The sequence below is a fragment of the Parasphingorhabdus sp. genome (assembly GCF_965233695.1).
GTDB lineage: Bacteria > Pseudomonadota > Alphaproteobacteria > Sphingomonadales > Sphingomonadaceae > Parasphingorhabdus.
Genome location: NZ_OZ247497.1, coordinates 3,577,252 through 3,599,837, shown reverse-complemented (window position 1 = coordinate 3,599,837; position 22,586 = coordinate 3,577,252). Strand labels below are relative to the sequence as shown.

At 51.4% G+C, this 22,586-nt stretch carries 22 protein-coding genes and 2 pseudogenes; 8 read left to right on the top strand and 16 right to left on the bottom strand.

Features of this window, described 5'->3' with window-relative positions:
• Nucleotides 1–43: 43 nt before the first annotated feature.
• Together ACO6S1_RS17245 and ACO6S1_RS17240 are read right to left on the bottom strand one after the other, a co-directional pair.
• Nucleotides 44–850: a WecB/TagA/CpsF family glycosyltransferase gene (locus ACO6S1_RS17245; protein WP_422343789.1), complete on the bottom strand. Its 807-nt coding sequence runs from the start codon at nucleotides 848–850 to the stop codon at nucleotides 44–46.
• Nucleotides 850–2,412, bottom strand: coding sequence for a tetratricopeptide repeat protein (locus ACO6S1_RS17240; protein ID WP_422343788.1), 1,563 nt, complete (start codon nucleotides 2,410–2,412; stop codon nucleotides 850–852). The genes ACO6S1_RS17245 and ACO6S1_RS17240 overlap by 1 nt, the downstream gene beginning before the upstream one ends.
• A gap of 192 nt (nucleotides 2,413–2,604) precedes the next feature.
• Here ACO6S1_RS17240 and ACO6S1_RS17235 point away from each other — a divergent pair, with 192 nt between their 5' ends.
• The 6 genes from ACO6S1_RS17235 (at nucleotide 2,605) to ACO6S1_RS17210 (ending at nucleotide 7,590) form a co-directional block, all read left to right on the top strand.
• Nucleotides 2,605–3,219 (top strand): polysaccharide biosynthesis/export family protein, encoded by a 615-nt coding sequence (locus tag ACO6S1_RS17235; protein WP_422343787.1) that lies wholly within the window; start codon nucleotides 2,605–2,607, stop codon nucleotides 3,217–3,219.
• A gap of 26 nt (nucleotides 3,220–3,245) precedes the next feature.
• On the top strand, nucleotides 3,246–4,445 hold the full coding sequence (locus ACO6S1_RS17230; protein ID WP_422343786.1) for a hypothetical protein: 1,200 nt from the start codon (nucleotides 3,246–3,248) through the stop codon (nucleotides 4,443–4,445).
• Nucleotides 4,442–4,732 (top strand): Wzz/FepE/Etk N-terminal domain-containing protein, encoded by a 291-nt coding sequence (locus ACO6S1_RS17225; protein WP_422343785.1) that lies wholly within the window; start codon nucleotides 4,442–4,444, stop codon nucleotides 4,730–4,732. Before ACO6S1_RS17230 ends, ACO6S1_RS17225 begins: the two co-directional genes overlap by 4 nt.
• 59 nt (nucleotides 4,733–4,791) lie before the next feature.
• Nucleotides 4,792–5,552 (top strand): IS5 family transposase gene (locus ACO6S1_RS17220; RefSeq protein ID WP_422343784.1). Its coding sequence is split into 2 segments (ribosomal slippage): nucleotides 4,792–5,125 and nucleotides 5,125–5,552, totalling 762 coding nucleotides; the frame shifts between segments, so codons are not numbered across the junction.
• A complete protein-coding gene (locus ACO6S1_RS17215; RefSeq protein WP_422343783.1) occupies nucleotides 5,552–6,742 on the top strand; it encodes a lipopolysaccharide biosynthesis protein in 1,191 nt (396 codons plus the stop codon). Before ACO6S1_RS17220 ends, ACO6S1_RS17215 begins: the two co-directional genes overlap by 1 nt.
• Nucleotides 6,743–6,795: 53 nt before the next feature.
• Complete coding sequence (locus tag ACO6S1_RS17210) at nucleotides 6,796–7,590, top strand: CpsD/CapB family tyrosine-protein kinase (RefSeq protein ID WP_422343782.1); 795 nt, start codon at nucleotides 6,796–6,798, stop codon at nucleotides 7,588–7,590.
• Here ACO6S1_RS17210 and ACO6S1_RS17205 read toward each other — a convergent pair.
• The 6 genes and pseudogenes from ACO6S1_RS17205 to ACO6S1_RS17180 form a co-directional block, all read right to left on the bottom strand.
• A complete protein-coding gene (locus ACO6S1_RS17205; RefSeq protein ID WP_422343781.1) occupies nucleotides 7,578–8,165 on the bottom strand; it encodes a glycosyltransferase family 4 protein in 588 nt (195 codons plus the stop codon). The genes ACO6S1_RS17210 and ACO6S1_RS17205 overlap by 13 nt on opposite strands.
• Entirely contained in the window at nucleotides 8,081–8,848 is a 768-nt protein-coding gene (locus tag ACO6S1_RS17200; RefSeq protein WP_422343780.1) for a hypothetical protein, read from the bottom strand. The genes ACO6S1_RS17205 and ACO6S1_RS17200 overlap by 85 nt, the downstream gene beginning before the upstream one ends.
• Nucleotides 8,845–9,840 (bottom strand): glycosyltransferase, encoded by a 996-nt coding sequence (locus ACO6S1_RS17195; protein ID WP_422343779.1) that lies wholly within the window; start codon nucleotides 9,838–9,840, stop codon nucleotides 8,845–8,847. The genes ACO6S1_RS17200 and ACO6S1_RS17195 overlap by 4 nt, the downstream gene beginning before the upstream one ends.
• Entirely contained in the window at nucleotides 9,830–11,194 is a 1,365-nt protein-coding gene (locus ACO6S1_RS17190; protein WP_422343778.1) for an oligosaccharide flippase family protein, read from the bottom strand. The genes ACO6S1_RS17195 and ACO6S1_RS17190 overlap by 11 nt, the downstream gene beginning before the upstream one ends.
• Nucleotides 11,195–11,372: 178 nt before the next feature.
• Nucleotides 11,373–11,495, bottom strand: a pseudogene (locus ACO6S1_RS17185) (PEPxxWA-CTERM sorting domain-containing protein); the annotation flags it as partial.
• Nucleotides 11,496–11,552: 57 nt separating this feature from the next.
• Nucleotides 11,553–12,611: pseudogene (locus ACO6S1_RS17180) on the bottom strand (NF038122 family metalloprotease); the annotation flags it as partial.
• Nucleotides 12,612–13,105: 494 nt separating this feature from the next.
• On the opposite strand from ACO6S1_RS17180, the gene ACO6S1_RS17175 reads away from it, so the two are divergent.
• A complete protein-coding gene (locus ACO6S1_RS17175; protein WP_422343777.1) occupies nucleotides 13,106–14,461 on the top strand; it encodes an O-antigen ligase family protein in 1,356 nt (451 codons plus the stop codon).
• 53 nt (nucleotides 14,462–14,514) lie between these two features.
• On the opposite strand, the gene ACO6S1_RS17170 is transcribed toward ACO6S1_RS17175, so the two are convergent.
• The 8 genes from ACO6S1_RS17170 to ACO6S1_RS17135 form a co-directional block, all read right to left on the bottom strand.
• Nucleotides 14,515–14,859, bottom strand: a complete 345-nt coding sequence (locus ACO6S1_RS17170; protein ID WP_422343776.1) for a hypothetical protein — start codon at nucleotides 14,857–14,859, stop codon at nucleotides 14,515–14,517.
• Nucleotides 14,860–14,975: 116 nt separating this feature from the next.
• The gene (locus tag ACO6S1_RS17165) at nucleotides 14,976–15,716 is read right to left on the bottom strand and encodes an HAD family hydrolase (RefSeq protein WP_422343775.1); all 741 of its coding nucleotides are present in this window, start codon (nucleotides 15,714–15,716) and stop codon (nucleotides 14,976–14,978) included.
• Nucleotides 15,713–16,621, bottom strand: a complete 909-nt coding sequence (locus ACO6S1_RS17160) for an aminotransferase class IV (protein ID WP_422343774.1) — start codon at nucleotides 16,619–16,621, stop codon at nucleotides 15,713–15,715. Before ACO6S1_RS17160 ends, ACO6S1_RS17165 begins: the two co-directional genes overlap by 4 nt.
• Nucleotide 16,622: 1 nt before the next feature.
• Entirely contained in the window at nucleotides 16,623–17,894 is a 1,272-nt protein-coding gene (locus tag ACO6S1_RS17155) for an amidohydrolase family protein (RefSeq protein WP_422343773.1), read from the bottom strand.
• Between the two features lie 285 nt (nucleotides 17,895–18,179).
• Nucleotides 18,180–18,560 (bottom strand): endonuclease domain-containing protein, encoded by a 381-nt coding sequence (locus ACO6S1_RS17150; RefSeq protein ID WP_422343772.1) that lies wholly within the window; start codon nucleotides 18,558–18,560, stop codon nucleotides 18,180–18,182.
• A 195-nt stretch (nucleotides 18,561–18,755) separates the two neighbouring features.
• A complete protein-coding gene (lpdA, locus tag ACO6S1_RS17145; protein ID WP_422343771.1) occupies nucleotides 18,756–20,153 on the bottom strand; it encodes a dihydrolipoyl dehydrogenase in 1,398 nt (465 codons plus the stop codon).
• Nucleotides 20,146–20,652: an endonuclease domain-containing protein gene (locus ACO6S1_RS17140; RefSeq protein ID WP_422343770.1), complete on the bottom strand. Its 507-nt coding sequence runs from the start codon at nucleotides 20,650–20,652 to the stop codon at nucleotides 20,146–20,148. The genes lpdA and ACO6S1_RS17140 overlap by 8 nt, the downstream gene beginning before the upstream one ends.
• 23 nt (nucleotides 20,653–20,675) lie before the next feature.
• A complete protein-coding gene (locus tag ACO6S1_RS17135) occupies nucleotides 20,676–21,980 on the bottom strand; it encodes a pyruvate dehydrogenase complex dihydrolipoamide acetyltransferase (RefSeq protein WP_422343769.1) in 1,305 nt (434 codons plus the stop codon).
• A 149-nt stretch (nucleotides 21,981–22,129) separates the two neighbouring features.
• Between ACO6S1_RS17135 and ACO6S1_RS17130 the strand changes: the two genes are divergently transcribed.
• Nucleotides 22,130–22,585: a universal stress protein gene (locus tag ACO6S1_RS17130; RefSeq protein ID WP_422343768.1), complete on the top strand. Its 456-nt coding sequence runs from the start codon at nucleotides 22,130–22,132 to the stop codon at nucleotides 22,583–22,585.
• Nucleotide 22,586 lies beyond the last annotated feature (1 nt).

The following is a 22,586-nucleotide window of genomic DNA, read 5'->3' as shown; positions in this document are numbered from 1 at the left end:
CTCAGTAAAATTGCCCCTTTGCCCGAGCACAGGGGCTCTTTCCCTAAGGCTTTCCAGACTTGTTATGCGCCAGAAAAATTTTGAAAATTCGCGGACCTTCAACAAGGTAGCGGCGCCAAAGTCGAGAAGGTTCGGAGAGTAATCTGAACGACCATTCCAGACCTGCTTTTTGCATCCATATCGGAGCGCGTTTTTTCGCTGAAGTAATGAATTCCAGAGAAGCACCGATGCATAAAGCAACACCAGAACACTTGCCGGATTGTTGGCATTTGTGCGCTATAATCTCGCTTTGTGGTGAACCGATTGCAAGCAGAACATAGTGAGCATTCGTATCCTCTATGAACTGCACGATGTCGGAAATGGCTTCCGGTTTGTTGAGTACGCCCATTGGCGGGATATGCTGGACATAGCTGGGCTTCGGGAAAAGTCGCGACAGATCATTCAGCAAGCTTTTGTCACCGCCGATAATAGCGACCTGATCGCCCTGCCCCAATCTTTTCTGGAACAGCGCGGCTGTCATGTCACTGCCGGGTACTACGGTCAGCTCGATGCCGGCGAATCGGGCCAATGCACGGACAATGCGGCTATCACATAATGTTAGTGACGCGGCTTCATAGGCGTCACGAAAAGCCTTTGTACGGACGTCGTATACTTCAGGATACAGATTAACAAAGTGATCGACATTGGGGGTGACAACATAGGAGAACCTGTCACTTCTCGCCATTTGGTCCACTCGGTCCAAAGCTTGCTCAAGATTTAATGGAGCAATCGCAACACCAAGGAAATCTATGGTGGTTTCTGGCAATGGCGTTGTCGTTTTTTCAGACGGATGATTAGCAAGGCCAGGCATTATCGCAGACGCCCGAAAAGTCCGCGGGTGGGAGGTGCGCCGGGAGGTAAATCGATGGCATAAATTATTTTGGCGACTTTTTCGCCAGCCAATGCTTCCAGCTTGCATCGATCCAATGCCGCTCTGGCACAAACGTCTTGATATAATTGCCAGGCCTTGATCGAGGCCGGCGTATCACGAGCAAAACCGCGGGTTATTGCGACAGCACGGATGCTATCGTCATTTTCAATAAGATGATTGGCGTAGGCCCGAAAAAGTATAAGGTCTTGCGGCAGTTGCTTGCTGGCGTCAGTAAAAACCCTTTTTACACCACCATTATCATTTTGAGCTTTGTAAACATCGACAAGACTTAGATACCCAGCACGAAGTTTGGGGTTATCCCTGATGACGATCTGTAGGTCATTTTTGGCCTGTCCATAATCCCGTTCAGAGATTGCCTGCTTGGCGCGTATCAATAGCGCATCGGCATTTGTCTCGTCATCTTCGAGAATATCCAGTGCTATTTGCAATGCCTTTTCGGTTTCTCCTGCATCAAATAATGTTCGCGCATGGAGCGCCGTTGCTTCAACAGAAAATCGTGAAGAAACCGACCGTAAAATCCGCTCCCCTTCTTCAGGCTTCCCGATTGCCAGCAGATAGCGGGTAATCTCAATCCGGGACTCAAGAGAACCTTCTTTTTCCAGAAAAGCCAGAAGCCCTTCATTTAGCGGCGCAGTTTCATATTCCAACCAAAGCTCGGTGATCGTCGTGAGGGCCTGGCGTTGGGTAAGGTTGTTCCGCAGCATAGTTTCGATCACCGCGCGTGCTTCAGCACCTTCACCTGTTTTATACAGCGTATTGGCATAATCCAGCCTCAAGGCAACATCATCGGGTCTGCGGGCCATCAGCCTTTTGAAAGTCGCTTTCATCTGTTCAAGATTACTTGTCTCTCGGTAAAGCTCGATCAGTGTCAAATCGACACCTTCCGTGTAGTTTTCGTTGTTGGAAGAGCTCAACAAAACTTCAAGCGCCTCCGAGGTTTTGTTGGTTACGCCTAAAATTCGCGCCTTCAAGATAAGCCCTGCCTCATCGCCCGGGCGGACAGCCAAGATCCGTTCTGACAATTCCAAAGCATCTTTATACTTTCTGCGAATCAATGCTATTAAACCCTTGGTTAAGAGAGCTTCAGGAAGTTCTGGGGAAAAGGACAACATCGTGTCAGCGGCCCGCTCGGCTTCACGCAAATAGCCTGTTTGCAGACCCAGCTGTGAAACTGCTTGCAGTGCTTCAGGATTGGTTGATTCCAATGAAAGGGCATCGGAATAGGCCAGAAACGCATCTGTCCGCCGTCCGGATGCCAGTTCGATACGGCCTTTCAAAATATGTAACTGCGGATCATCATCGCGCTCGTTCAATGCGTTGGTTATCGACTTGCGGGCTTCAAAATAATTCTGTTGGTCAAAATGACGCTGCGCTTCCGCTCCCGCCTCTGCCGCTTTTTCGGCGGAAGAGGTGCATCCGATAGCCAATACTGTGAAAGAACCGATCAAAAACAGAGTTTGAATCTTTCGAATCAGTGGCATTAACGATAAATTGTTACGTATCATGGTATCAAAATGTCACAGTTCAAAAGGCAAAATGGCGCTATAATCCAACAGAATACATGGTAAACGCTGGGTTTCTGCTAGGAAACACTGCGTTTTGCAGTGGCAACGCCTGATGTTAGGCTATATAGCACGCACTTGTGAAGTTGAAATGATGGATGAGTAAAATCTATGAAGAAATTATTGTTGGCCGTGATTTTCGCGCTGGCTTCAGTATCGGCCAGCGCGCAGACCACAACAGCTGTTGCTGAAAGTGCGGCTTCAACAAGCGCTAATCAAGCGGCCTATCGCATAAATGCCGGCGATGACATTGAAGTTTATGTTTGGGGCGAAGAACGCCTGCAGCGGCAAATCCGGGTTCTGCCCGATGGTACATTCTCTTTTCCTTTGGTGGGTAGAATAGAAGCAGCAGGAAAGCTGCCCTATGAGATTGAAACTGTTGTCAGCAAAGGGCTGGAAAACCAGTATCGCGGACAGGTGCCACAGGTAACCGTATCCGTCACGACGCCGTCCGGATTGCAATTTTCGGTCATGGGACGCGTTAACGCACCAGGCAGCTTTACACCCGGGCGCTATGTTAATCTGTTAGAAGCCTTGAGCTTGGCTGGCGGTCCCAGCCAATTTGCAGACCTGGACGGAATATCCATTGTCCGGAAGACGCCAAATGGATTGACCACAATCCGCGCAAACTTGGGAGGTTTGTTCAAACGCACCGGAGCGGCTGACGCTGTTTCAAAACGCGCTATTCCAAATATCCAGTCCGGCGACACGGTAATCGTGCCTTAAAAGAAACACTCGGGGGAGTTAAAAACTTGAATAGATCGATATATTATACCAGCCAGCTTAGCCTGGTAGCTGGAACCATGTTATGTGCTGCTCCGGCGATGGCCGAGACCGAATTTGTAACAGATTTATCCGTTGGCGTGGGTGCATCAACCAACCCATATCTGGAAAATGGTCCGGTGGAATCCACCGCGAGCGCTTCTATTAGTGTTACACCAAGGCTGACCATCAAGGATGATGTCACCACTTTCAATTTGCGTGGCTTTGCTCGTATTGAGGAATATGAGGAAGATTTTCGCACAAACTCGAGCTACGGCTTCGATGGCAGCGTAAATCATGCGCTTTCTGAGCGCACACAATTGCGCGGTCGTTTAGGTTACCGAGGAAATATCGTCGGTGTTAATGACGCCTTTTTCAATCCTCCCGACGTCATTGATGATAATTTTCTTCCGCCAGTGGCTGACGACATAGCGCTTAATGGACTGAACCAGAGAAGGCACACTTTTCAGACGGGCATTGGGCTTACACAGACCCTGTCGGAGCTGGATAGTGTCAGTGTTGATTTAGGGGCAACGGCAGTTCGTTTTTCGAATTCATCGGCTCAAGATGAGTTTAACTCGTTCAATCAAACCCTTGGTTACTCAAGAGTTTTATCCGACCGAACATCGATAGGCGCGTCCATCGGGTTTAGCGAAGTGAACTATTTAGGGCAAAGGGCGGGAGATTCTACGATAATTACTCCATCCCTGAATGTCTCTCATCAGATTTCTGAAGCATTCAATGTTTCAGCATCTGCGGGCGTTTCTTTCTCCCGATCAAAAAATGTCATAGGAAGCACCAAATCATCTGATCTGGCAGCATCTTTTGATCTGTGTCGTAGTACTGAAAGAACCGATCTTTGCATCGGGGCAAGCAGACAAACATTGCCAACATCTTTCGATGGCGTTCGATCCCAGACATCCTTCAATATCGGTTATAATCGACAACTCACACGTGATGATAGAATTAACCTCAGTGCGAGCTATTCAAGGTCATCCAACGCCGTTTTCGGGATATCCGAAGATTTCGATTATCTCCGTACCTCCGCGACATTTAATCATGATTTCAACCAACGTTTCAGCGGATTTGTCTCAGCGGGCTATTCCGACTCCTATCAGGACGGTATAAACCGCAGAGCGAACTTTCAGGTAGGCGTTGGAATAAGGCTAACATTTGGTAATAATCGATGAATATAGATACGCTTGACGAACAGGAATCTGAAGGCGGGAATTTTATTTCTCAGATTCCGGTAATTATCTGGCAACGAAAGTGGCTGTTCATCATTCCGCTTTTGCTTTGTTTAGCCGCTGGTATCGCGGCCTATTTCCTTTTGCCTACGGTATACAGGTCACAAGCGATCTTGCTGGTGCAATCATCGCAACTTCCCGATGAAGTGGCTGGAGATGGCGCGAACGAGATTATTGATCGCCGCATCGCCAGAATTCGTCAGCAGGTACTTAGGGTCAGGACCTATTAAATTGCTTGCATGATTGGTTGAAGGTTGATTCAATGGTGGCATCAAAGGAGATGCCGCTGATGAGTGAACTGTTTATGTTGAGCAAGGCGCAGATGCGCCGGATAGAGCCATATTTTCCATTATCGCACGGGGTCCCCAGGGTTGATGACCGGCGAGTGCTAAGCGGGATTGTCTTTGTGATCCGCAATGGCTTGCGCTGGCGTGATGCCCCTGCTGGTTACGGGCCGCACAAGACGATCTATAACCGGTTCATACGCTGGAGCCGTCTGGGCGTGTTCAACAAGATACTCGCGAGCCTTGCCGCCGATAGCAGCGCAGACGATGTGCTGATGATCGATGCCACACATCTCAAAGCGCACCGTACTGCTGCCAGCCTTTTAAAAAAGGGACTATTCCCAGACGTATCGGAAGAACGAAAGGCGGCTTGAACTCCAAACTCCATGCCGTGTGCGACGGGACCGGAAGACCGCTGATCCTGTGTTTAAGTGAAGGGCAGATGAGCGATCACATCGGTGCAAAGCTCACATATCCAGTACTTCCGCGCCATGCCAAGTGCATGATCGGAGATAAAGGCTATGACAGCGACGAGTATCGCGCTGCCCTGCAGGCCAAAGGCATCACGCCATGCATCCCACCGCGAAAAGGACGGATATTACCCGCTGACTTCGACAAAAACCTCTACCGTCAGCGTCACAAAATCGAGAATATGTTCGGGCGCCTCAAAGATTGGCGACGCATCCACACCCGCTATGATCGCTGCGCTCACACATTCTTGTCCGCAATCGCTATCGCAGCTACCGTCATCTTCTGGCTCAGTTAATGAGTCCTGATCCTAGTCGTCCTGGCCTAATCGAACTGATCAACAGATATCAGCTTTATAGTTCCGAACGCGGCAGCGACCCGCTTTCCGAAATTGTTGAGAATATGCGCGATTCCGTCGAGATCGTTCCGATGACCGCAGAAGTGCAGCGTATCGGCAGCGGACAGAGCGCAACGATCGCATTTGCGCTGGCTTTTGAATATTCCGATCCGGTCCGAGCGCAAAGCGTTGCCCAAGACCTGACCGAGCAGATTTTGCAGCTCGATTCCACCGTAAATTCTGAGCAGGCCAGTAGCACAGAGGAATTTCTGACTGATCAAGCTGCTGGGCTCGAAGCGCAGATTCAGACGCTGGAAGGCCAAATCGCCATGATCAAGGCAGAAAATGGCAGTGTTCTAGGCAATAGCGGAATGATGTTTGGTGGCGGTGGCGGCGGCTATGATGTGCAAATTGCGGCGCTGCAAAGAGAAAATTCTCAATTGGTGTCACAGCGGGAAGACGCGTTGAAATCATCCAACCGTGATCCCATTGTGTCAGCGGCTGAACAACAACTAGCCGGTGCGAAAGCGGTTTATTCTGATAATCATCCGGATGTTGTTATTGCCGAGCAGAGATTGGCAGAGGCAAAGGCACTGGCGAACCAAAATCTTTCAAAATTGCCAGTCGACACAATCAATCAGCAGATCGCTTTTAACAACACGCAAATTGCCAGTTTGCGCGCGGCAAAATCAAGGGAGAATGCTCAGGTATCTGCATCTCTCAATGCACAGGCACGTGCCCCGGTTATCTTGCAACAGATTGAACAGCTTCAACAGCGGCTCAATGGCCTGAACGAGCAATATCAAGTGGTCTCAAGCCGATTACTGGCTGCGCAGGCTGGCGTAAAAGCCGAAAACGAGCAAATGGGTGAGCGGTTGTCGGTTATCGATCCGCCGGTGATACCCGATAAACCAGCGTCTCCCGATTGGATGCTCCTATCAGGGGGTGGCTTGGGTGCGGGATTGGCCTTAGGTTTCATTCTGGTATTCGGTACAGAGTTGTTTTTGCAGCCCATTCGTGATCCCAAAACGATTTCCAACGCTTTGGGTGATGCACCGATGGTCGTTATTCCAACGATTAAAGAGATCAGTGATGAAGAGCCTCGTCGCAGTTTTTGGCCATTTCGCCGTCGTGAGGCCCACGCCGAATAGTTTTTAAATGATTTTCGACTAATCCTAACTTTTTAGATTTTGGACAATGCTCTGTGCTTAACACTACTAATGACAAAACCGATATTCCAGGGCCTGTTGTGATTCCCGGGCCAGCAGAGTTGGAGACGCTTGTCCCTGATGCGGCGACATTGGAAGCCAATCATATCGTGGGATTTGATGGCAATGATATCCGGTCGCGACCATTTAACTTATTGCGGTCCCAAGTGATAAAAGCGCTCGATGCGAATGGTTGGAAACTGTTCGGGACAACGTCGGCAACACCCGCTGCTGGCAAATCCTTTCTTTCCATGAATCTAGCTGCAGCGCTTTCCCGACTTTCCGACAAAACCATATATCTGTTTGATTTGGATCTAAGACGCGGATCTTTGGCAGACGCCTTGGGGATTGAGGGAAAAGTGGGTCTTGGCGAATATCTGGCCGGCAAAACCGACGATTTGCGATCTGTCGGTCGTCGTATCGGTGATAACAATCTGGTTCTTTTTCCTTGTTATCGTGTCAAATCCAACTCTGCAGAACTGATTGCGGGCAAGAGATTTGCCAATTTGATGGAGGCCGTGAAAAACCTTCCTGATGATGTGATCGTGATCTGCGATCTTCCGCCAGCTTTTGCCAATGATGATACGATAATGATTTCGGAATATCTGGATGCCTATATGCTCATCATTGAACAAGGCATCACGACAAAGAAGCAGATGAACAACACGGTCGATTTGCTCAAACCAACGCAATGTCTTGGGACCGTCCTTAACAGATATGTAGGCGGGTTGATCGATCCCTATGGCTATGGATATGGCGGGTCCGAATATAGCAAATATTATTCGGATTGAGCTATTGAGTCCGCAAATAGTTTTGGGAGCGGAGATACCGCAACTTTAATGTCAAATTCCCGGGCAATTGTCTGTTCGGCTTTTGAAGCCATCATCAATGATTGTTCGGGATTGGTCAGGCTTTCGAGCATAGCTGTTTGCAAGCCTTTCCAGTCTGCCGGGTGAAACAGCCGACCGTTCTCACCGTCATCGATCAGCTCAGGCACACCTGCAACACGGCTAGCGACTACTGGCACACCCAGCGCCATCGCTTCCATGAGCACTACTGGCAGGCCTTCCATGAAGCTTGGAAGAACCAACAAATCGGCTTCGGCAATAGCCGATAGCGTATCTGGCTCAGATCTCCGGCCGAGAAAACTCACATCGCCTTCAATGCCTAGCTTCTTGCATTTTTCTTCGATCGCTTCTTTTTCAGGGCCATCGCCCAACAATGCCAGTTCTGCCTCCAATCCGTCTTTCCTGGCTCCTGCAAAGGCTTCCAGCAGGCCAATTATGCCTTTCTCACTGGAAAGTCTGGCGACACAAATAATTCGTTTGGGCGATCCGGACAAGCTCTCCGGTTGTCGCTTTGGCATTCTATCAAGCGCAATTCCGCATCTAACCGTATGAAATTTGTTCCAATGCTTAGGACTGCTAATCCGCATCGCCTGTGCGCGTCCGAACCATGACACGCACGCCACAAATTCAGCCGCTGCCACCTTTTCCCCAGCAACAGGCCCGCCGGATAGTCAGTCTCGGAAATGCCGTGCAAAGTCATGCTCCACGGTATTTTCCCAAAATACGCTGCAAGCATACCCACATTGGCGGCGGAATTGGCGAAGTGATTGTGCAGATGTGACACATTATCCGCTCTCAATTGATCAGCCAGCGTGATGCTTTCCACGAAGTGAAACAGGGACCACAATAATGCTTTTCCGCCCGGCACGCGATGCTGCATCGCACGTTTCAGAGTTTTGAAATAACGAGATGGGTGCCTGAAAAGAGCTGCGCCATGAGCAGAGATATGCCTCGTCGCCCCCTGCCCCAGGACATAAAATGTCTGATCCTTGGCTTCGATATCCATGGGATGATCGAGCCCGGAAACGGGCTTCCTGATGCTATAGGTCAAAATGTCGAGACCCTTTTCCCGCAACTCAGCAATTTCCCGTCGAATGAAGGTGTGGGAAGACGCAGGATATTGACTTGTAAGATAGGCAATAGGACCGGACGTGCCGGCTATTGGTCTTTTTTCCTTATCTGATGCAGGGATTGGGGTCATTTATAAAATATCGCTCCCCCGCTTCGCCCTTGCAGCATCCGCACAACGAACCGGAATGCGCCTAGACTCTCGGCAAATTTCGCTATCATATTCAATGCAGCAAATTTCCAGGAAAAGCTATTCTTGATCCCCAGCCTGGCTGCCATACGCGTTAGTTGCACGCTATAGATCAACGGCAGGGCCAGCAGAAAAAGTGGACTGGCAAAAGCACCGATAATGATCGCAAGGGGCAGGATAACCGACCAAAATACGGCCCGCGCCAATTCACGTCCGTACAGCGCATGGCCTTTCCGGCGCGTGGCCCACCACACTTGTGCATAGCCAAAACCGCTGCGTATCGCGCGCATCCACCATTGCTGAAAATGATACATTGCAGCATCGTGGATTGTCATCGGTTGATCAATACGCCAGATTTGCAACCCTTTTGCCCGTATACGGCTGCATAGTTCGGGCTCTTCTCCTGCTATCATGCTTCCATTATAGCCACCGACGATGGTTAGAGTACTAACCCGCATCAACGCATCACCACCGCAGGCTTCAGCCTGTCCAATGGCAGTATTCCATTCTCGGTCACACAGCATATTAAAGAATGAAGCATCGGGATATCGCTCTCTTCGACGTCCGCAAACGACTGCAGCTTCCGGTTTATTGTCAAGAAAAGCAGCGGCCGCCGCAATCCATCCCTGTTCAACCTCACAATCACCGTCAACAAATTGCACATAGTCGATATCGGGCGCGATCTCCATCAATCGCGCAAAACCTTCATTGCGCGCGCGCGCCGCAGTAAAGGGTGTCGCCAGATCAAGATCAAGGACATCGGCACCACGCATTTTTGCCGCGGCGACACTGTCATCGGTGGAAGCGGAATCAACATAAACAATTGGCAATCCCGATGATGCCAGGGAATCGAGACATTGGATCAACCTCTCCCCTTCGTTCCGCCCGATGGCAACGACCCCTATTCTTGCATCCTGTCGCGCGCTATCCACCATTCATGATGCTCCCATAGGCCAACCATGTATTGAAATCTGCAACCAGACCCAATTGCATGAATATGTAGCGCCATGCCACCACAAGAATTGCAAACAAACCAAGCAATAGAATATCCTGCTTGAAGAATGACAGACCTTCGCGCCACTGCGAGTAGGACAAGGAAATATAACGAAACAAGTCAGCGATTGCGATAGCACCAAGTGCCGCGATAAATCCTGAATAGGTCAATGCCAATGGCACAGAAATGACCAACCAAAGCAGTTTGGCAAAATTTGCCTGGGCGCTATGGACCGATTTCCCAATTCCCAACATGAAAGATTCACCCATAGTCGAAAGGATTGAAAACCATGCGCCAGCCATCAATATTGGCAGCATGAAAGCAGCCGCCGTGTAACGGTCATCATAGAGTATGAGGATTATGATGTCGGAAAGCGCTACCAGGATAGATAAACCACAAGCCGTCGCGAAAAGGGCTTTCAGCCGCAATCCGGCAATCGCGGGCCGCAGCTCCGAGCGTTCCTTGGCGAAAGCGGCAACCTTTGGAAAGATCATCATGCTGCCAACCCGCTGGACCAGCATGCCGATCATGTCGGAAAAGGTGCGTGCTATTCCGTAGATGCCCAAAATCGCGAAGGGAATCTGTTTGGCAAAATAGAGACGGTCAAAATTCATCGCCAGGAAAAACACAACGGAAGATGCAAAAACCCACTTCCCGAAGGAGATGATCGCTTTCACATGTTCGCGCGAAATCTTTATCCTGTGCAGTCGGAAATCGATCAGGAAGAAGCTCGTTGTCGCCGAAACCGAGGTGGCAACGATTAAACCTGCCACCAGGGCCCAGATTGTCGGAGAATAGAGTGCCAAGGCAATGTGAACGATGGCGGAAACAACAGCCATCGATATATCATATAGCGCGATTTTTCTAACGGCTTGCTGCTTTTGAAGTATGAAGCGTGCCGGCGATTGGAAACCGGTAAGGAGAAAGAGCACTGAAATAATTGGAATTATTTCAATAAGTTGCTTGCTCTCATAAAAATCTGCCAAAGGCTGGGCGAGCAGCAAAGCAATTGCGAAAAGCAATATCCCGCGGATAATCTGGATCGTCCATGCCGTGTTATAAAAATCGGGCTGATCACCTTTGCGATTGCTAACAATATTTTGGCCGATACCGACGTCAGATAACAATTCTATGCCGGTACGAAGCGTGTTGACGATGAGCATAATGCCAAAGAGCTGGGGCGCCAACAGACGTGCCAGAATGACATTTGTGAAAAGCCTGAGACCCTGTGTAACGCCATAGGATCCCGCAACCCAAGTGATCTGGGATAACATTTGACGAGAAATTATTGTCATCCCTTTATTCTCGTCTGTCCCATCATGCTGAATGCCCTATCGCATGTTGTGATGGGATACATCACAAAAAGGGACACTTAACTGTAAACTGTAATGGCATGGAATTCCGAATATATCGTTACAAACAAAAAACCCGCCAGCTTTCGCCAGCGGGTTCTTTCTTAAAGCTGATCTCGAATTAGGCGAGCGCAGGCAGTTCAGCAACTGACTTGCGGCGGCGACGCAGCGCTCCACCAACAAGACCGAAACCAAAGATCATCATGCCCCAGGTTGCTGGCTCAGGAACAGCTGCAATGTTCACAGTGCTGAAGCCTGCATCTGGATTGGCCAAGACATCAAAGTTCAGGTTCCAACCCATTGCATCAAATGCAGCAAGGTCAAGAGCTGTAATAATGCTGTTGGTGCCGCGAGACAATGTTGGATCCATGATGCCGCGCTGGACTTCGTCACGGGCAACATCTCTCCAGTGACTAGCCTGACGCCCGTCACCCAAGAAGTCACCGGTTGAGAAAAATGCATCACCAAACAGGTTTGTTGCACCGCCATCAATGGAGAAATATGGCGCTTCGCCATCTACACCACCAACGCCCCAATCTAGAACGCCGAGTTGATCACTCAGTTCGCTGTAGCGGAACAGATCAAATGGACTGGCGATACGGAATGGATTAAGATCCAGGTCCGCAAAGGTGCCGTCGCCGAAAGGAATGTCCGGGTTTCCGCCAACAAAGTCATAGGTATCAACACCAGAGACAAAACCAAGAGCGTGACCGATTTCATGGATGGCGATGCCGATAAAATCAAAAGCACCATCGGAAATACCGTCAGTGGAATTGAAGTCAAAATCAAACTCGTTGCTGAAGGTGATGGCTGCATCTGAAGAGCCGTCATCTGCCAGCAATCCAACAGCCTTCAAATTCGCGGTGTTCGCATCGAGCACAACGTTATTTGCACTGCCGTCAGCATCAAGCGTCCGGCTCAAAGGCACAGCAACGCCGCCACCGCCTGCATTTGGAGCTGAAATCAGAGCGTTAACGCCAAGAATATTGCTGCCATCGTCATTTTCAAATTGCGAGGCAACCAGATTTGGGAATACGGCCTGCGCATCCAAATTTGTTGTACCGGTTGCACGAAGCGCATCCAGAAAATCTCCAACCAATACGCCAGAACTATTGCTTCCTGCCTGTGCCAGAACACCCGGGCGCAATGCCTGAAAACCGACATCAATGCGGACGGTTGCATCGTTCGTTAGAATACTTTCCCAGAACTGTGCAGCCGCTTTAAAACCAAGAAATGCGTCTGTACCCACTTCTGCGCCACCATTATTATTCAGCACAATCGTTAGAGCATTGGCTGGTGTGGCTGAAAGCGGCACTGCAAAGAGCGCAGCACCTGCAAGCAGTGACTTGACTTTATTCATATTTTTTCCCCTTTGGTCCCGCCAGAATAGGCGTTAATAAAAAGTTAATTCCAATTCCATGGGGTAGAGTCAATGGGATTTTTGGTTTCCGATTAAATTACTTTGTGACTGTCGGAATTTATTACAACTATGCTGTACCCAGTATGTTTCCAGAGGATTTATTGGGAATTAATCGTTTAATAATAGATAGATCGGTCATCGGAGCAGCTTGGTTAATCCAAACATGTGTCAAAATAGGACAGGTCATTTTACTTTACGATACTGTAAGGTTAAGAATGGGCTATCTCCACTAAGCTGTTACAAAGGATACCAATTTAGTTTCTTGGCTCCGCATAATTCATCTAACGGACGAGGAGCATGTTATGAAGCTGTTATCCATTTTATGGTGTGACACAAAAAAATAAGCTTGATGGTTTTTTGATAGTTATTCGGTATTTGAAAGCGGACTCGGGTTGCGACTCCAACGCTCATCTTTCCGTAGGGGAAAATAGACAATGAGATTTATTGCGCTAGCAGCGATCATTTTCTCCGTTCCGGTGTTTATGGTTCTGTTGCAGCAAAGCGCCCAATATCGGCGCTATCTTTATTTTGCGGTTGGGCTTTTGCCGTTCATAATGTCGGCACTGAATCTGGATGCTGCCATTATCAGCTGGGCCAGTTGGCCGGGTCAAAGCAAGGGAATGATTATTTCCCTGCTCGACGCGCTGGCTTTGGCGATTGTTATTAGAAGTCGGCGATCGCCTCTCTTTTTTCCTTTCGCAGCCATATTGATCGCATATATTTGCGCTGCAGCCTTATCGATTGCTTTTTCCAACAATCCTCAAGCTTCATTCTTCTATGTTTGGCAATTGTCCAGAATGTTTCTCGTCTTTTGGGCTGTTGCAAATATATGCATGGTTGATGACGGCCCAAAAATGATCATCAGTGGCCTGGTTTGTGGCGTAGCGTTGCAAGCAGGCTTTGCGATAAACCAGAAATTGTCCGGTGTCGTTCAGGCTAGCGGTACGATGGGGCATCAAAACCTGTTGGGTGTTGCAACCCATTTCGCGCTTTACCCTGCCCTTGCTATGTTAATGGCATCCAAAAAAGCAAAATTGCCTATATTAGGCGTGATCGCTGGCCTGGTTGCCGTTTCCTTTGGCGCATCCCGAGCTACAATCGGCCTTGCAGGTATCGGCGTTGTGTTACTGATCTTGCTGTCCATGGCGCGCAAGCCATCGGCCCGGAAAACCAAGGTTGCCATTGCCGGGCTGGTCATTCTGGCAATAGCAACCCCGGTTGCCATCGCCTCGCTACAGCAACGATTTACCATCCAGTCGACGGAAGGCAGCAATGAAGAGCGGCAGGCGTTTAATCGTGCCGCCAGAATGATCTTTGCGGATAATCCGATGGGCATTGGCGCAAATCAATATGTCGTTATTGCCAATACCAAAGGCTATTCGGAAAAGGCCGGCGTTATCTGGAACAGGTCCAGTCGCACAGCGCCGGTGCATAACAGCTATCTGTTGGTTCTCGCGGAAACCGGCTTTGTCGGACTATTCTGTTTCATACTTGTCCTGATTGTGCCCATTTTCATGGCTCTTCGATTTGCCTGGCAAAACCGCAGGGATCCGCGCGGGGATATAGCCCTGGGCTATGGCGTTACGCTGATCATATTCGCGCTGCACAGCTTTTACGAATGGATCATGTTGACCTGGATCATCCAATATATGTTGGGCATAGCACTCGGGCTGCTGGCTGGCCTTATAATGCAACGCAAGGCGATACAGCGCGCCACTCTCGTGGCCAGGCGCAAAGAACGTCAGAAGAGCGAGGCGAATGACACGCCCGCTCTTGCCAAATCATCATGAAATCATTCGGGACGTGTCAGAATCTGGCTAGAATCTATCAAGAACCGCGCTTCCTATTGTTCTTTCACCGGCCTTGTGTTCGAACTCAGATAGCCTGCATAAGCCTCTGTAAAGGATGACAATACGCTGTCGGCCTCTTCGGTCGCATATGCGAGTGCTTCTTCTTCCGAGCTGTCAAATTCGATTTCGTCTTTTTTGATCGCCGCGATCATCGCGCTGCGCTCATCCATACAAGCCTCTTCTGCAGCTTTCCTGAACGGGCCACGTGCTGTCTTCTGGTCAAGATGAGTGATTGAAAAATCGGTCAAGCAATTGGAATAATTAACTCTGCTGGTTTCCGCATCGGCGGCGCCAGTTGAGGCAGAACTTAAGAGGGCAACGGCGAACAATGTAAACATAGGAACCTCCCAAAAACGATATCTCAAGATATCATATTTTCCATTTCTACGCTACGAAATCTGCATGCTCCGACTATATCGGGTAACGCTTGAAAAACCCCGGAATTTCGCTGTTATCAGAGAATTTTGAGGTGAAAACCTAATAGTTGATTGTAAAATTTGCGACACTGATCGGCGATCTGCTGCTGGCTAGCCGTCAGAATCGGAGTCCGGTCCGATGGCGCTGCAAAGCTGGTGGTATCGAGCACGCGATTATACCAGTGGGAAGCCCATATCCCGTCCGTGTCCCGTGGCCCGCTCTTCCACGCAAGCATTGCCGGGTCCCAACCGATATCCAAAGCCGCGCACAGGCTCTGCAAATGCTTTTCAGGAGCCTTTAGGATTTCAGCGCTATCCAGCACAATTGGCGCACTTCCCGTCATTTGCGCGGCGCGGTCGCAATATTCCACCTGCCGCTCGTAACCAAGATCTTCGGGCGTCACTTCCACCCGCTTGGCGGCGTAACTCGCAACAACATGGTCTGGGTCACGAATCAGGAAGGCGTGCCGGTGATTGGGAAAATCCGCAATCGAAACATCGTCAACCATGTGATGCGGCATATGCTTTTGATACCAGACCGTCTTACCCTCTGGCACGGGGCCAAGCATGGTGTTCTTCACCGAGGTCCAATCGCAATCCATCGAAGCGATGATCTGATCAGCCATGGGCTGCTTAAATCCGGTCTTTTTCAGGAAGGCACCGTAAAATGGCTCGTCGGTAACCGCGCAGTCGCTACGGCTACCAAAACTGCGCATCATCGCGGTAGAGATGTTCCGCGGGCCCGACCACATGGCGATACGAACAGGCTGTGACGTCATGACACCGTGTCGCGTTCAATCAGGTCTTTGTACAGCCCCTGCAGGCGTTCGACCATCGGCCCCCTGCCCTTGCTCAATATGCGGCCATCCACCTCGGTAGCGGGCACAACGCCGGCAAAGGTTCCAGTGACAAAGGCTTCATCGGCGCCATAAACATCGGTCAGCGAGAAATTCTTCTCAAATACCGGGATGTCATTCTCCCGACACAGCTGGATCACGTTGCTCCTTGTGATACCGCCAAGGCAATAATCGCCACTCGACGTCCACACCTCGCCTTTGCGGACAATGAAGAAATGCGTGCTGTTACAGGTCGCAACAAAACCCTGCGGGTCCAGCATCAGAGCCTCGTCTGCCCCGGCCTGTGTCGCCTGAATACAGGCGGTGATGCAGTTCAGCTTGCTGTGCGAGTTCAGCTTCGGATCCTGCACCGCCGGATCACCGCGCCGGACATGGACGGTAAACAGCCGGATGCCATTCTCGACAGTGCTCGGCAGCGCTTCCTTATATTCCGGGATGATGACGATGGTGGCGGGTGAAATGATCACACGCGGGTCTTGATAAGGCGTGGACCGGATACCCCGCGTCACCATCAGGCGGATGTGGCAGGCGGTCATGCTATTGGCTTCTACGGTCTCATAAAGCCGCGCAACCAGTTCGTCCCGGCTGATGCCGATATCCATCGCTATGGCTTTCGCCCCTTCGAACAGGCGGTCCATATGCGCGTCCAGAAAGGCTATACGGCCCTTATGAACCCGCAAGCCTTCCCAGACCCCGTCGCCCAGCATGAAACCGCTGTCAAATACCGACACCATGGCCTCGGCCCGCGGCGTAATAACGCCGTTGACGTTGATCAGGATCGTTTCGTTGCGCGGGTCCTCGACATAATCATGGGTACCTTTTGCCATTTCATTGTCCCTTTACGAGCGCTCCGCCCTTCACCACGACATCGACATCTTCCAATTCTTGCACATTGGCAAGCGGATCACCGTCAACGGCGATAAAATCCGCATGATATCCGGCCTTTATCCGCCCAACCTGATCGGCTTTGCCAAGCGCATCGGCGGCATTGATGGTGGCGGCTCTTATGGCTTCCAGCGGCGTCATGCCGTAGTCGACCATGATCTTGAACTGACCGCCCGCAATACCGTGCGGCATGACGCCGGCATCGGAACTGAACACCATCTTCACGCCCGCCTGATGCGCGGCGCGGAAATTGTCGCGCTGCAGCTGGGCAATTTGCCGGTCTTTGAGAAGATTTTCCTCCAACACCCCGTTTTTCTTGCCTTCTGACTGGGTATATTCGGTGTTGAAAATATCCATTCCGAAATAAGTGCCGTTCTTGCGCGCTAGATCAATGCCCTCTTTGTCGACCAGGCTGGCATGCTCAATAGTGGTAAAACCGGCACGGATCGCTGTCTTGATTCCGGCAGCGCCATGGGCATGGGCCGCTGTTTTCAGACCCCACAGCTTCGCCTCATCGACAATCGCGCTGAGCTCTTCCAGCGACAATTGCTGCTGTCCCGGCTCCGTATTGCGGGAAAACACTCCGCCCGTGGCACATACCTTGATGACCTCGGCGCCATATTTGCGCTGTTCACGCACCTTTTTGCGCAGTTCCGCAGGGCCATCGCCGACGGCAGGCGATTTGGCCTGGAACGACGGTGGCAGGAAGGTCTGGTCGCAATGGCCTCCGGTTGCGCCTAGCGAATAGCCCGCAGGTGTAATGCGCGGTCCAGCGATCAATCCTTCATCAATCGCCTGCTTGTATGCGATGTCCGAGTAATTGTCGGAACCGATATTCCGCACGCTGGTAAACCCTGCCTCCAGCATAGCGCGTGCATTGGCGACACCCTGCACCGTAAAGAACTGATCCGTGAATTGCAGGCCGCTATAGCCGCCATAAAGCGGATTGGCATCAAGATGGACATGCATGTCGATCAGACCGGGGAGAATTGTGACATTTCCCAGTGCAATTGTTTTGGCGTCTGCCGGTTCGACCGGGTCGTTCTGATTCGTAACCCGGGCGATTTTGCCATCGGTGACGATAATGGCGGGATTCTCGATCATCCGGCCACTATCGACATCCAGCATCCGGTCGGCCGTGTAGACAATAGTTTCCGCATTAGCGGTCGCAGAGACGGTAAGAGATAGTGCCAGTAAGCCTTTGATCGGATTCATCGATTTTTCCCCTCTTTGAATCCTCTCCCCTTGAGGGAGAGGACAACGAAGACTTAGCACCGCAGATGCTTAGTCGCAGTCGGTGAGGGGGCAGCGTCCACACGCAAAGCTAGTGTTTGCCGCCCGCCCCTCTCTAAGACTTGCTAAGGCAATAAATTGCCAAGCCAAGTCTTTTCTCTCCCTCAAGGGGAGAGAAGTAGTTTTCCACTCCCAATTTGCGCTCCTATGATTGGCGCGACGATACCCCGTTTTTCCTCTCCCCTTGAGGGAGAGGATACCAAAGCCTTAGCGCCGTAGGCGGTTAGGCGACGTTGGTGAGGGGTGTTGGGAAAGCGCAACCAAAATAGCTTCCAAAACGCCCTCCAGATTCTCGTTTATCTCATTATTCCAATATCTAAGAACAGAGTAGCCTTGCTTTTTCAACCACTGATCGCGCGCCAGATCATGACCGCTATCATAATGCTGCAATCCATCTGCTTCCACAATCAGATTCTCTTCGTGGCATATGAAATCAACAATATAAGGACCTATTGGCTGTTGTTTTCGAAACTTATACCCACCTAATTGCCGATCTCTTAACCGGTTCCAAAGCAAGCGTTCCTGCGGCGTCATGTCGCGCCGTAGCTGTTTGGCGTGTTTTAGAGTTTGCGGACTATATCCGGCCATCGGCGCTTGACCATCACCCCTCACCAAGATTTTCTAACGAACAAGTTCGTAAGCAAATCTGTCCTCTCCCTCAAGGGGAGAGGAAGGTTGTTCTTGTCAGTTTCGGCCACTTTCCTCTCCCCTTGAGGGAGAGGATACCAAAGCCTTAGCGCCGTAGGCGGTTAGGCGACGTTGGTGAGGGGTTAACGCGCCTGATCACATGTGCAAAACCCGCTCATAGGCGTCGAGCACGCTTTCGTGCATCATTTCGCTGAGCGTCGGATGCGGGAAGACGGTGTTCATCAGTTCCGCTTCGGTCGTCTCCAGCGTCTTGCCAACAGTATAGCCCTGGATCAGCTCGGTAACTTCCGCGCCGATCATATGCGCACCCAGTAATTCGCCGGTTTTCGCATCGAACACGGTTTTGATGAAACCTTCGGTCTCTCCGAGCGCAATGGCCTTCCCGTTCCCGATAAACGGGAAATTTCCGACTTTGACGTCATGGCCCGCTTCCTTGGCCTTCGCCTCGGTCAGGCCGACGCTCGCGATCTGGGGGTGGCAATAGGTGCAGCCCGGGATATTGTTGACATCCATCGCATGCGGATGGCCGCCAGCAACGGCTTCTGCCGCTATAACGCCTTCATGACTGGCCTTGTGCGCCAGCCATGGTCCGCCGGTGACGTCACCAATGGCGTAAATGCCCTCGACATTGGTCCGGCACATGGAGTCGGTCTTGATATGGAAGCGCTCGTCCGGTTCGATGCCCAGCTCGTCCAGACCGACCGTTTCGACATTGGGCTGTATGCCCACAGCGACGATGACGTGGCTGAAGTCATGGCTGGCCTTTTTGCCTTTGCTGTCTTCAATCTCCGCCTTGACGCCCTTGGCCGACGTCTCGATGCTCTTGACGCCAGCGCCGGTCATGATGGTCATGCCCTGCTTCTTCAGCGACTTTTCAAGGAATTTCGAGATTTCCTCGTCTTCTACCGGCACAATGCGGTCCATCATCTCCACCACGGTCACGTCCGCGCCCATGTCATTATAGAAGCTGGCAAATTCGATTCCGATCGCACCGGAGCCGATAACCAGCAGTTTCTTGGGCATTTCCGGCGGCGTCATGGCGTGGCGATAGGTCCAGATGCGCTTGCCATCGGCCTTGGCAAAAGGCAGATCGCGGGCGCGGGCACCGGTCGCGATGATGATATTCGGCGCGGTTAGTTCTTCGTCGCCCTTCTCTGTCTTGACGGCGACTTTGCCTTTCTCGACAATCTTGCCATCGCCCATCACGACATCAATCTTGTTCTTCTTCATCAGGCCGGTGACGCCTTTGTTCAGCTGGCTCGCCACCCCGCGGGAGCGTTTGACCACCGCATCGAGATCCGCGCTGATCTTCTCCGCCGCCAGACCATAATCCGCGGCATGTTTCATATTGTGAAAGATTTCGGCGGAACGCAGTAGCGCTTTGGTCGGTATGCAACCCCAGTTGAGGCAGATGCCGCCGAGATTTTCGCGCTCGACAATGGCGGTTTTCAGGCCGAGTTGCGATGCGCGGATGGCCGCGACATAGCCGCCGGGGCCAGAACCGAGGATGATGAGGTCGTAAGATTTAGTCATATTGCACCTTTTCATCCTCTCCCCCTGCGGGAGAGGAAACCAAAGCCTTGGCAACTTGTTGCTTAGGCGACGTTGGAGAGGGGGTTTTCAGCGCCGCGAGAATCGCCTCCGCTACCCCATCGGGATTGTTCAGGATATCATTATTCCAGAAACGCAGGATCTGAAAACCTTCTGCCTTCAGATAGCTATCACGTTTCTCATCATAACTATTCTCTGCATGTTGAGAGCCATCTGCTTCCACTATCAATTTTCGCGCAAAACAAACAAAATCTCCAATATAGTGGTCGATCGGAACCTGCTGTCGGAACTTATAGCCACCCAAGCGTTTGGCACGAAGGATGGTCCATAGCTTGGTTTCGGCTTCAGTGGGTTCGGAGCGCATAGACTTAGCCCGGCGGCGTATGATTGCTTCGGGGGCTTCCGTTTCTTTGGGACGGCAGACGCCGTCCACCCCTCTCTCCAACCTCTCTCCCGCGAGGGGAGAGAGGCTACGTTCCATTTGCGTAGTCCTGTGTTGAAAGCTCAAGCCAACATCCCCAACGGGTTCTCCACCAGCTCTTTAAACACCTGCATCAACTGTGCGCCATCTGCGCCGTCAATGGCCCGGTGATCAAAGCTGCCAGTGGCACTCATGATCGTCGCGATTTGCAGGCTGTCGTCGATGACATGGGGGCGCTTCTGCCCTGCCCCTATGGCCATGATCATCGCTTGGGGCGGGTTGATCACCGCATCGAAATTCTTGATGCCGAACATGCCCATGTTCGAAATACTCGCAGTGCCGCCCTGATATTCGTGCATCTTGAGCTTGCCATCCTTGGCGCGGCCAGCCAAATCTTTCATCTCGGTGGAGATGGTGCTGAGCGACTTGGTGTCGGCGCTAGTGATAATCGGTGTGATCAGACCGCCGGGAATGCTGACCGCGACCGAGATATCGGCGCGTTCAAAGGTCTTGAGCTGGTCCCCGTCAATCGAGACATTGCATTTGGGCACTTGCATTAGCGAGACGGCCAGCGCCTTGATCAGCAGATCATTGACCGACAGTTTGACGCCGCGCGGTTCCAGCGTCGTGTTGAGCTCGCTGCGCAGCTTGAGCAGCTTGTCGAGCTGGATATCCACGGTGAGATAGATATGCGGTATGGTCTGTTTCGCTTCGGTCAGCCGGCGGGCAATGGTCTTGCGCATGCCCGACAGTTTTTCCGACGTGTGCGGGATATCGAAATCATTGGCTGCCGGTGCCGATGCCGGGGTCGCGGCAGGGGTTGGCGCGGGCGCCGCAGTTTCGCTTTTAACCGGCGCGGTGCCGCCTTCGGCCGCATCAATATCCGCCTTGATGATCCGGCCGCCGGGGCCGGAACCGGTTAACGCGGCGAGATCAACGCCCTTTTGCTCGGCCAGACGCCGGGCCAGTGGGCTGGCCTTGATACGGTCGCCATCCGGTGCGGAAGCGGTAACTTTAGGGGCCTCATCTGTAACCTTTGGAGCAACCTCCTGTACCGGTTCCGCAGGCTTTTCAGCAACTTCCGCTGCCTGTTTGGGCTTCTCCGCGGCACTTTCGTCCACTTTTGAAGCGGCGCCAACATCCTCCCCCTCTTCGGCGATAATCGCAATCACTTCCCCAACTTTGACATTATCGGTTCCCTCGGCAACGACGATCTTCGCAATCGTGCCCTCATCAACCGCTTCAAACTCCATCGTCGCCTTGTCGGTCTCTATCTCCGCCAGCAAATCACCTGAAGCGACCTCATCGCCTTCCTTGACCAGCCATTTGGCCAACGTCCCTTCTTCCATTGTCGGTGACAAAGCGGGCATTTGAAGGTTGATCGGCATGGAGAGGAAACCCTTATTCTATAGCAACGTTGCAGGCGTTTATGCGCAAATCTCAGGAAAGCGCAAGCTGTGTAAATCTTGCATATCACAGGCTTTTATCGCAAGCATGGTTTTAATAGTGATTTTGCGCAGTCAGTTGGGGAGTTTTCATGCGTACTTACCTGGTGGTTATCGATGAGACCGAAGAGGCAAGCATCGCGCTTCGCTTCGCTTCACGCCGCGCAATGAAAACCAATGGCGCCTTGCACATTCTGGCTTTGGTGGAGAGCGAAGGATTTGTTGCCTGGGGCGGCGTTCAGGCGACGCTGGAAGAAGAAGCAAAAAATCGAGCCGAAGCACTTGTTTCCAGCGCTGCCGGTACGCTCTTTGAGGAGACTGGTATCAGGCCTGCAATAACCGTCAGAGAAGGCAAAGGGCCAAAAGATGTGCGAAGGTTGATGGACGAGATTGATGGTCTCGCTGCTTTGGTTCTCGGAGCTGCCAGCAATGGCTCACCCGGTCCGTTGGTAACCCATTTTGCCGCAACGGAGGCAGGCACCCTTCCCTGTCCGGTGATGGTTGTACCGGGATCACTTAGCAAAGAAGAAATTGATCGATTGAGCTAAG

Bases quoted from the DNA above. Each gene is read 5' to 3' on its own strand.
- ACO6S1_RS17245 (WP_422343789.1), bottom strand. From the start codon at position 850: ATGCCTGGCCTTGCTAATCATCCGTCTGAAAAAACGACAACGCCATTG.
- ACO6S1_RS17240 (WP_422343788.1), bottom strand. From the start codon at position 2,412: ATGCCACTGATTCGAAAGATTCAAACTCTGTTTTTGATCGGTTCTTTC.
- ACO6S1_RS17235 (WP_422343787.1), top strand. From the start codon at position 2,605: ATGAAGAAATTATTGTTGGCCGTGATTTTCGCGCTGGCTTCAGTATCG.
- ACO6S1_RS17225 (WP_422343785.1), top strand. From the start codon at position 4,442: ATGAATATAGATACGCTTGACGAACAGGAATCTGAAGGCGGGAATTTT.
- ACO6S1_RS17215 (WP_422343783.1), top strand. From the start codon at position 5,552: ATGAGTCCTGATCCTAGTCGTCCTGGCCTAATCGAACTGATCAACAGA.
- ACO6S1_RS17205 (WP_422343781.1), bottom strand. From the start codon at position 8,165: ATGCCAAAGCGACAACCGGAGAGCTTGTCCGGATCGCCCAAACGAATT.
- ACO6S1_RS17200 (WP_422343780.1), bottom strand. From the start codon at position 8,848: ATGACCCCAATCCCTGCATCAGATAAGGAAAAAAGACCAATAGCCGGC.
- ACO6S1_RS17195 (WP_422343779.1), bottom strand. From the start codon at position 9,840: ATGGTGGATAGCGCGCGACAGGATGCAAGAATAGGGGTCGTTGCCATC.
- ACO6S1_RS17190 (WP_422343778.1), bottom strand. From the start codon at position 11,194: ATGACAATAATTTCTCGTCAAATGTTATCCCAGATCACTTGGGTTGCG.
- ACO6S1_RS17175 (WP_422343777.1), top strand. From the start codon at position 13,106: ATGAGATTTATTGCGCTAGCAGCGATCATTTTCTCCGTTCCGGTGTTT.
- ACO6S1_RS17170 (WP_422343776.1), bottom strand. From the start codon at position 14,859: ATGTTTACATTGTTCGCCGTTGCCCTCTTAAGTTCTGCCTCAACTGGC.
- ACO6S1_RS17165 (WP_422343775.1), bottom strand. From the start codon at position 15,716: ATGACGTCACAGCCTGTTCGTATCGCCATGTGGTCGGGCCCGCGGAAC.
- ACO6S1_RS17160 (WP_422343774.1), bottom strand. From the start codon at position 16,621: ATGGCAAAAGGTACCCATGATTATGTCGAGGACCCGCGCAACGAAACG.
- ACO6S1_RS17155 (WP_422343773.1), bottom strand. From the start codon at position 17,894: ATGAATCCGATCAAAGGCTTACTGGCACTATCTCTTACCGTCTCTGCG.
- ACO6S1_RS17150 (WP_422343772.1), bottom strand. From the start codon at position 18,560: ATGGCCGGATATAGTCCGCAAACTCTAAAACACGCCAAACAGCTACGG.
- lpdA (WP_422343771.1), bottom strand. From the start codon at position 20,153: ATGACTAAATCTTACGACCTCATCATCCTCGGTTCTGGCCCCGGCGGC.
- ACO6S1_RS17140 (WP_422343770.1), bottom strand. From the start codon at position 20,652: ATGGAACGTAGCCTCTCTCCCCTCGCGGGAGAGAGGTTGGAGAGAGGG.
- ACO6S1_RS17135 (WP_422343769.1), bottom strand. From the start codon at position 21,980: ATGCCGATCAACCTTCAAATGCCCGCTTTGTCACCGACAATGGAAGAA.
- ACO6S1_RS17130 (WP_422343768.1), top strand. From the start codon at position 22,130: ATGCGTACTTACCTGGTGGTTATCGATGAGACCGAAGAGGCAAGCATC.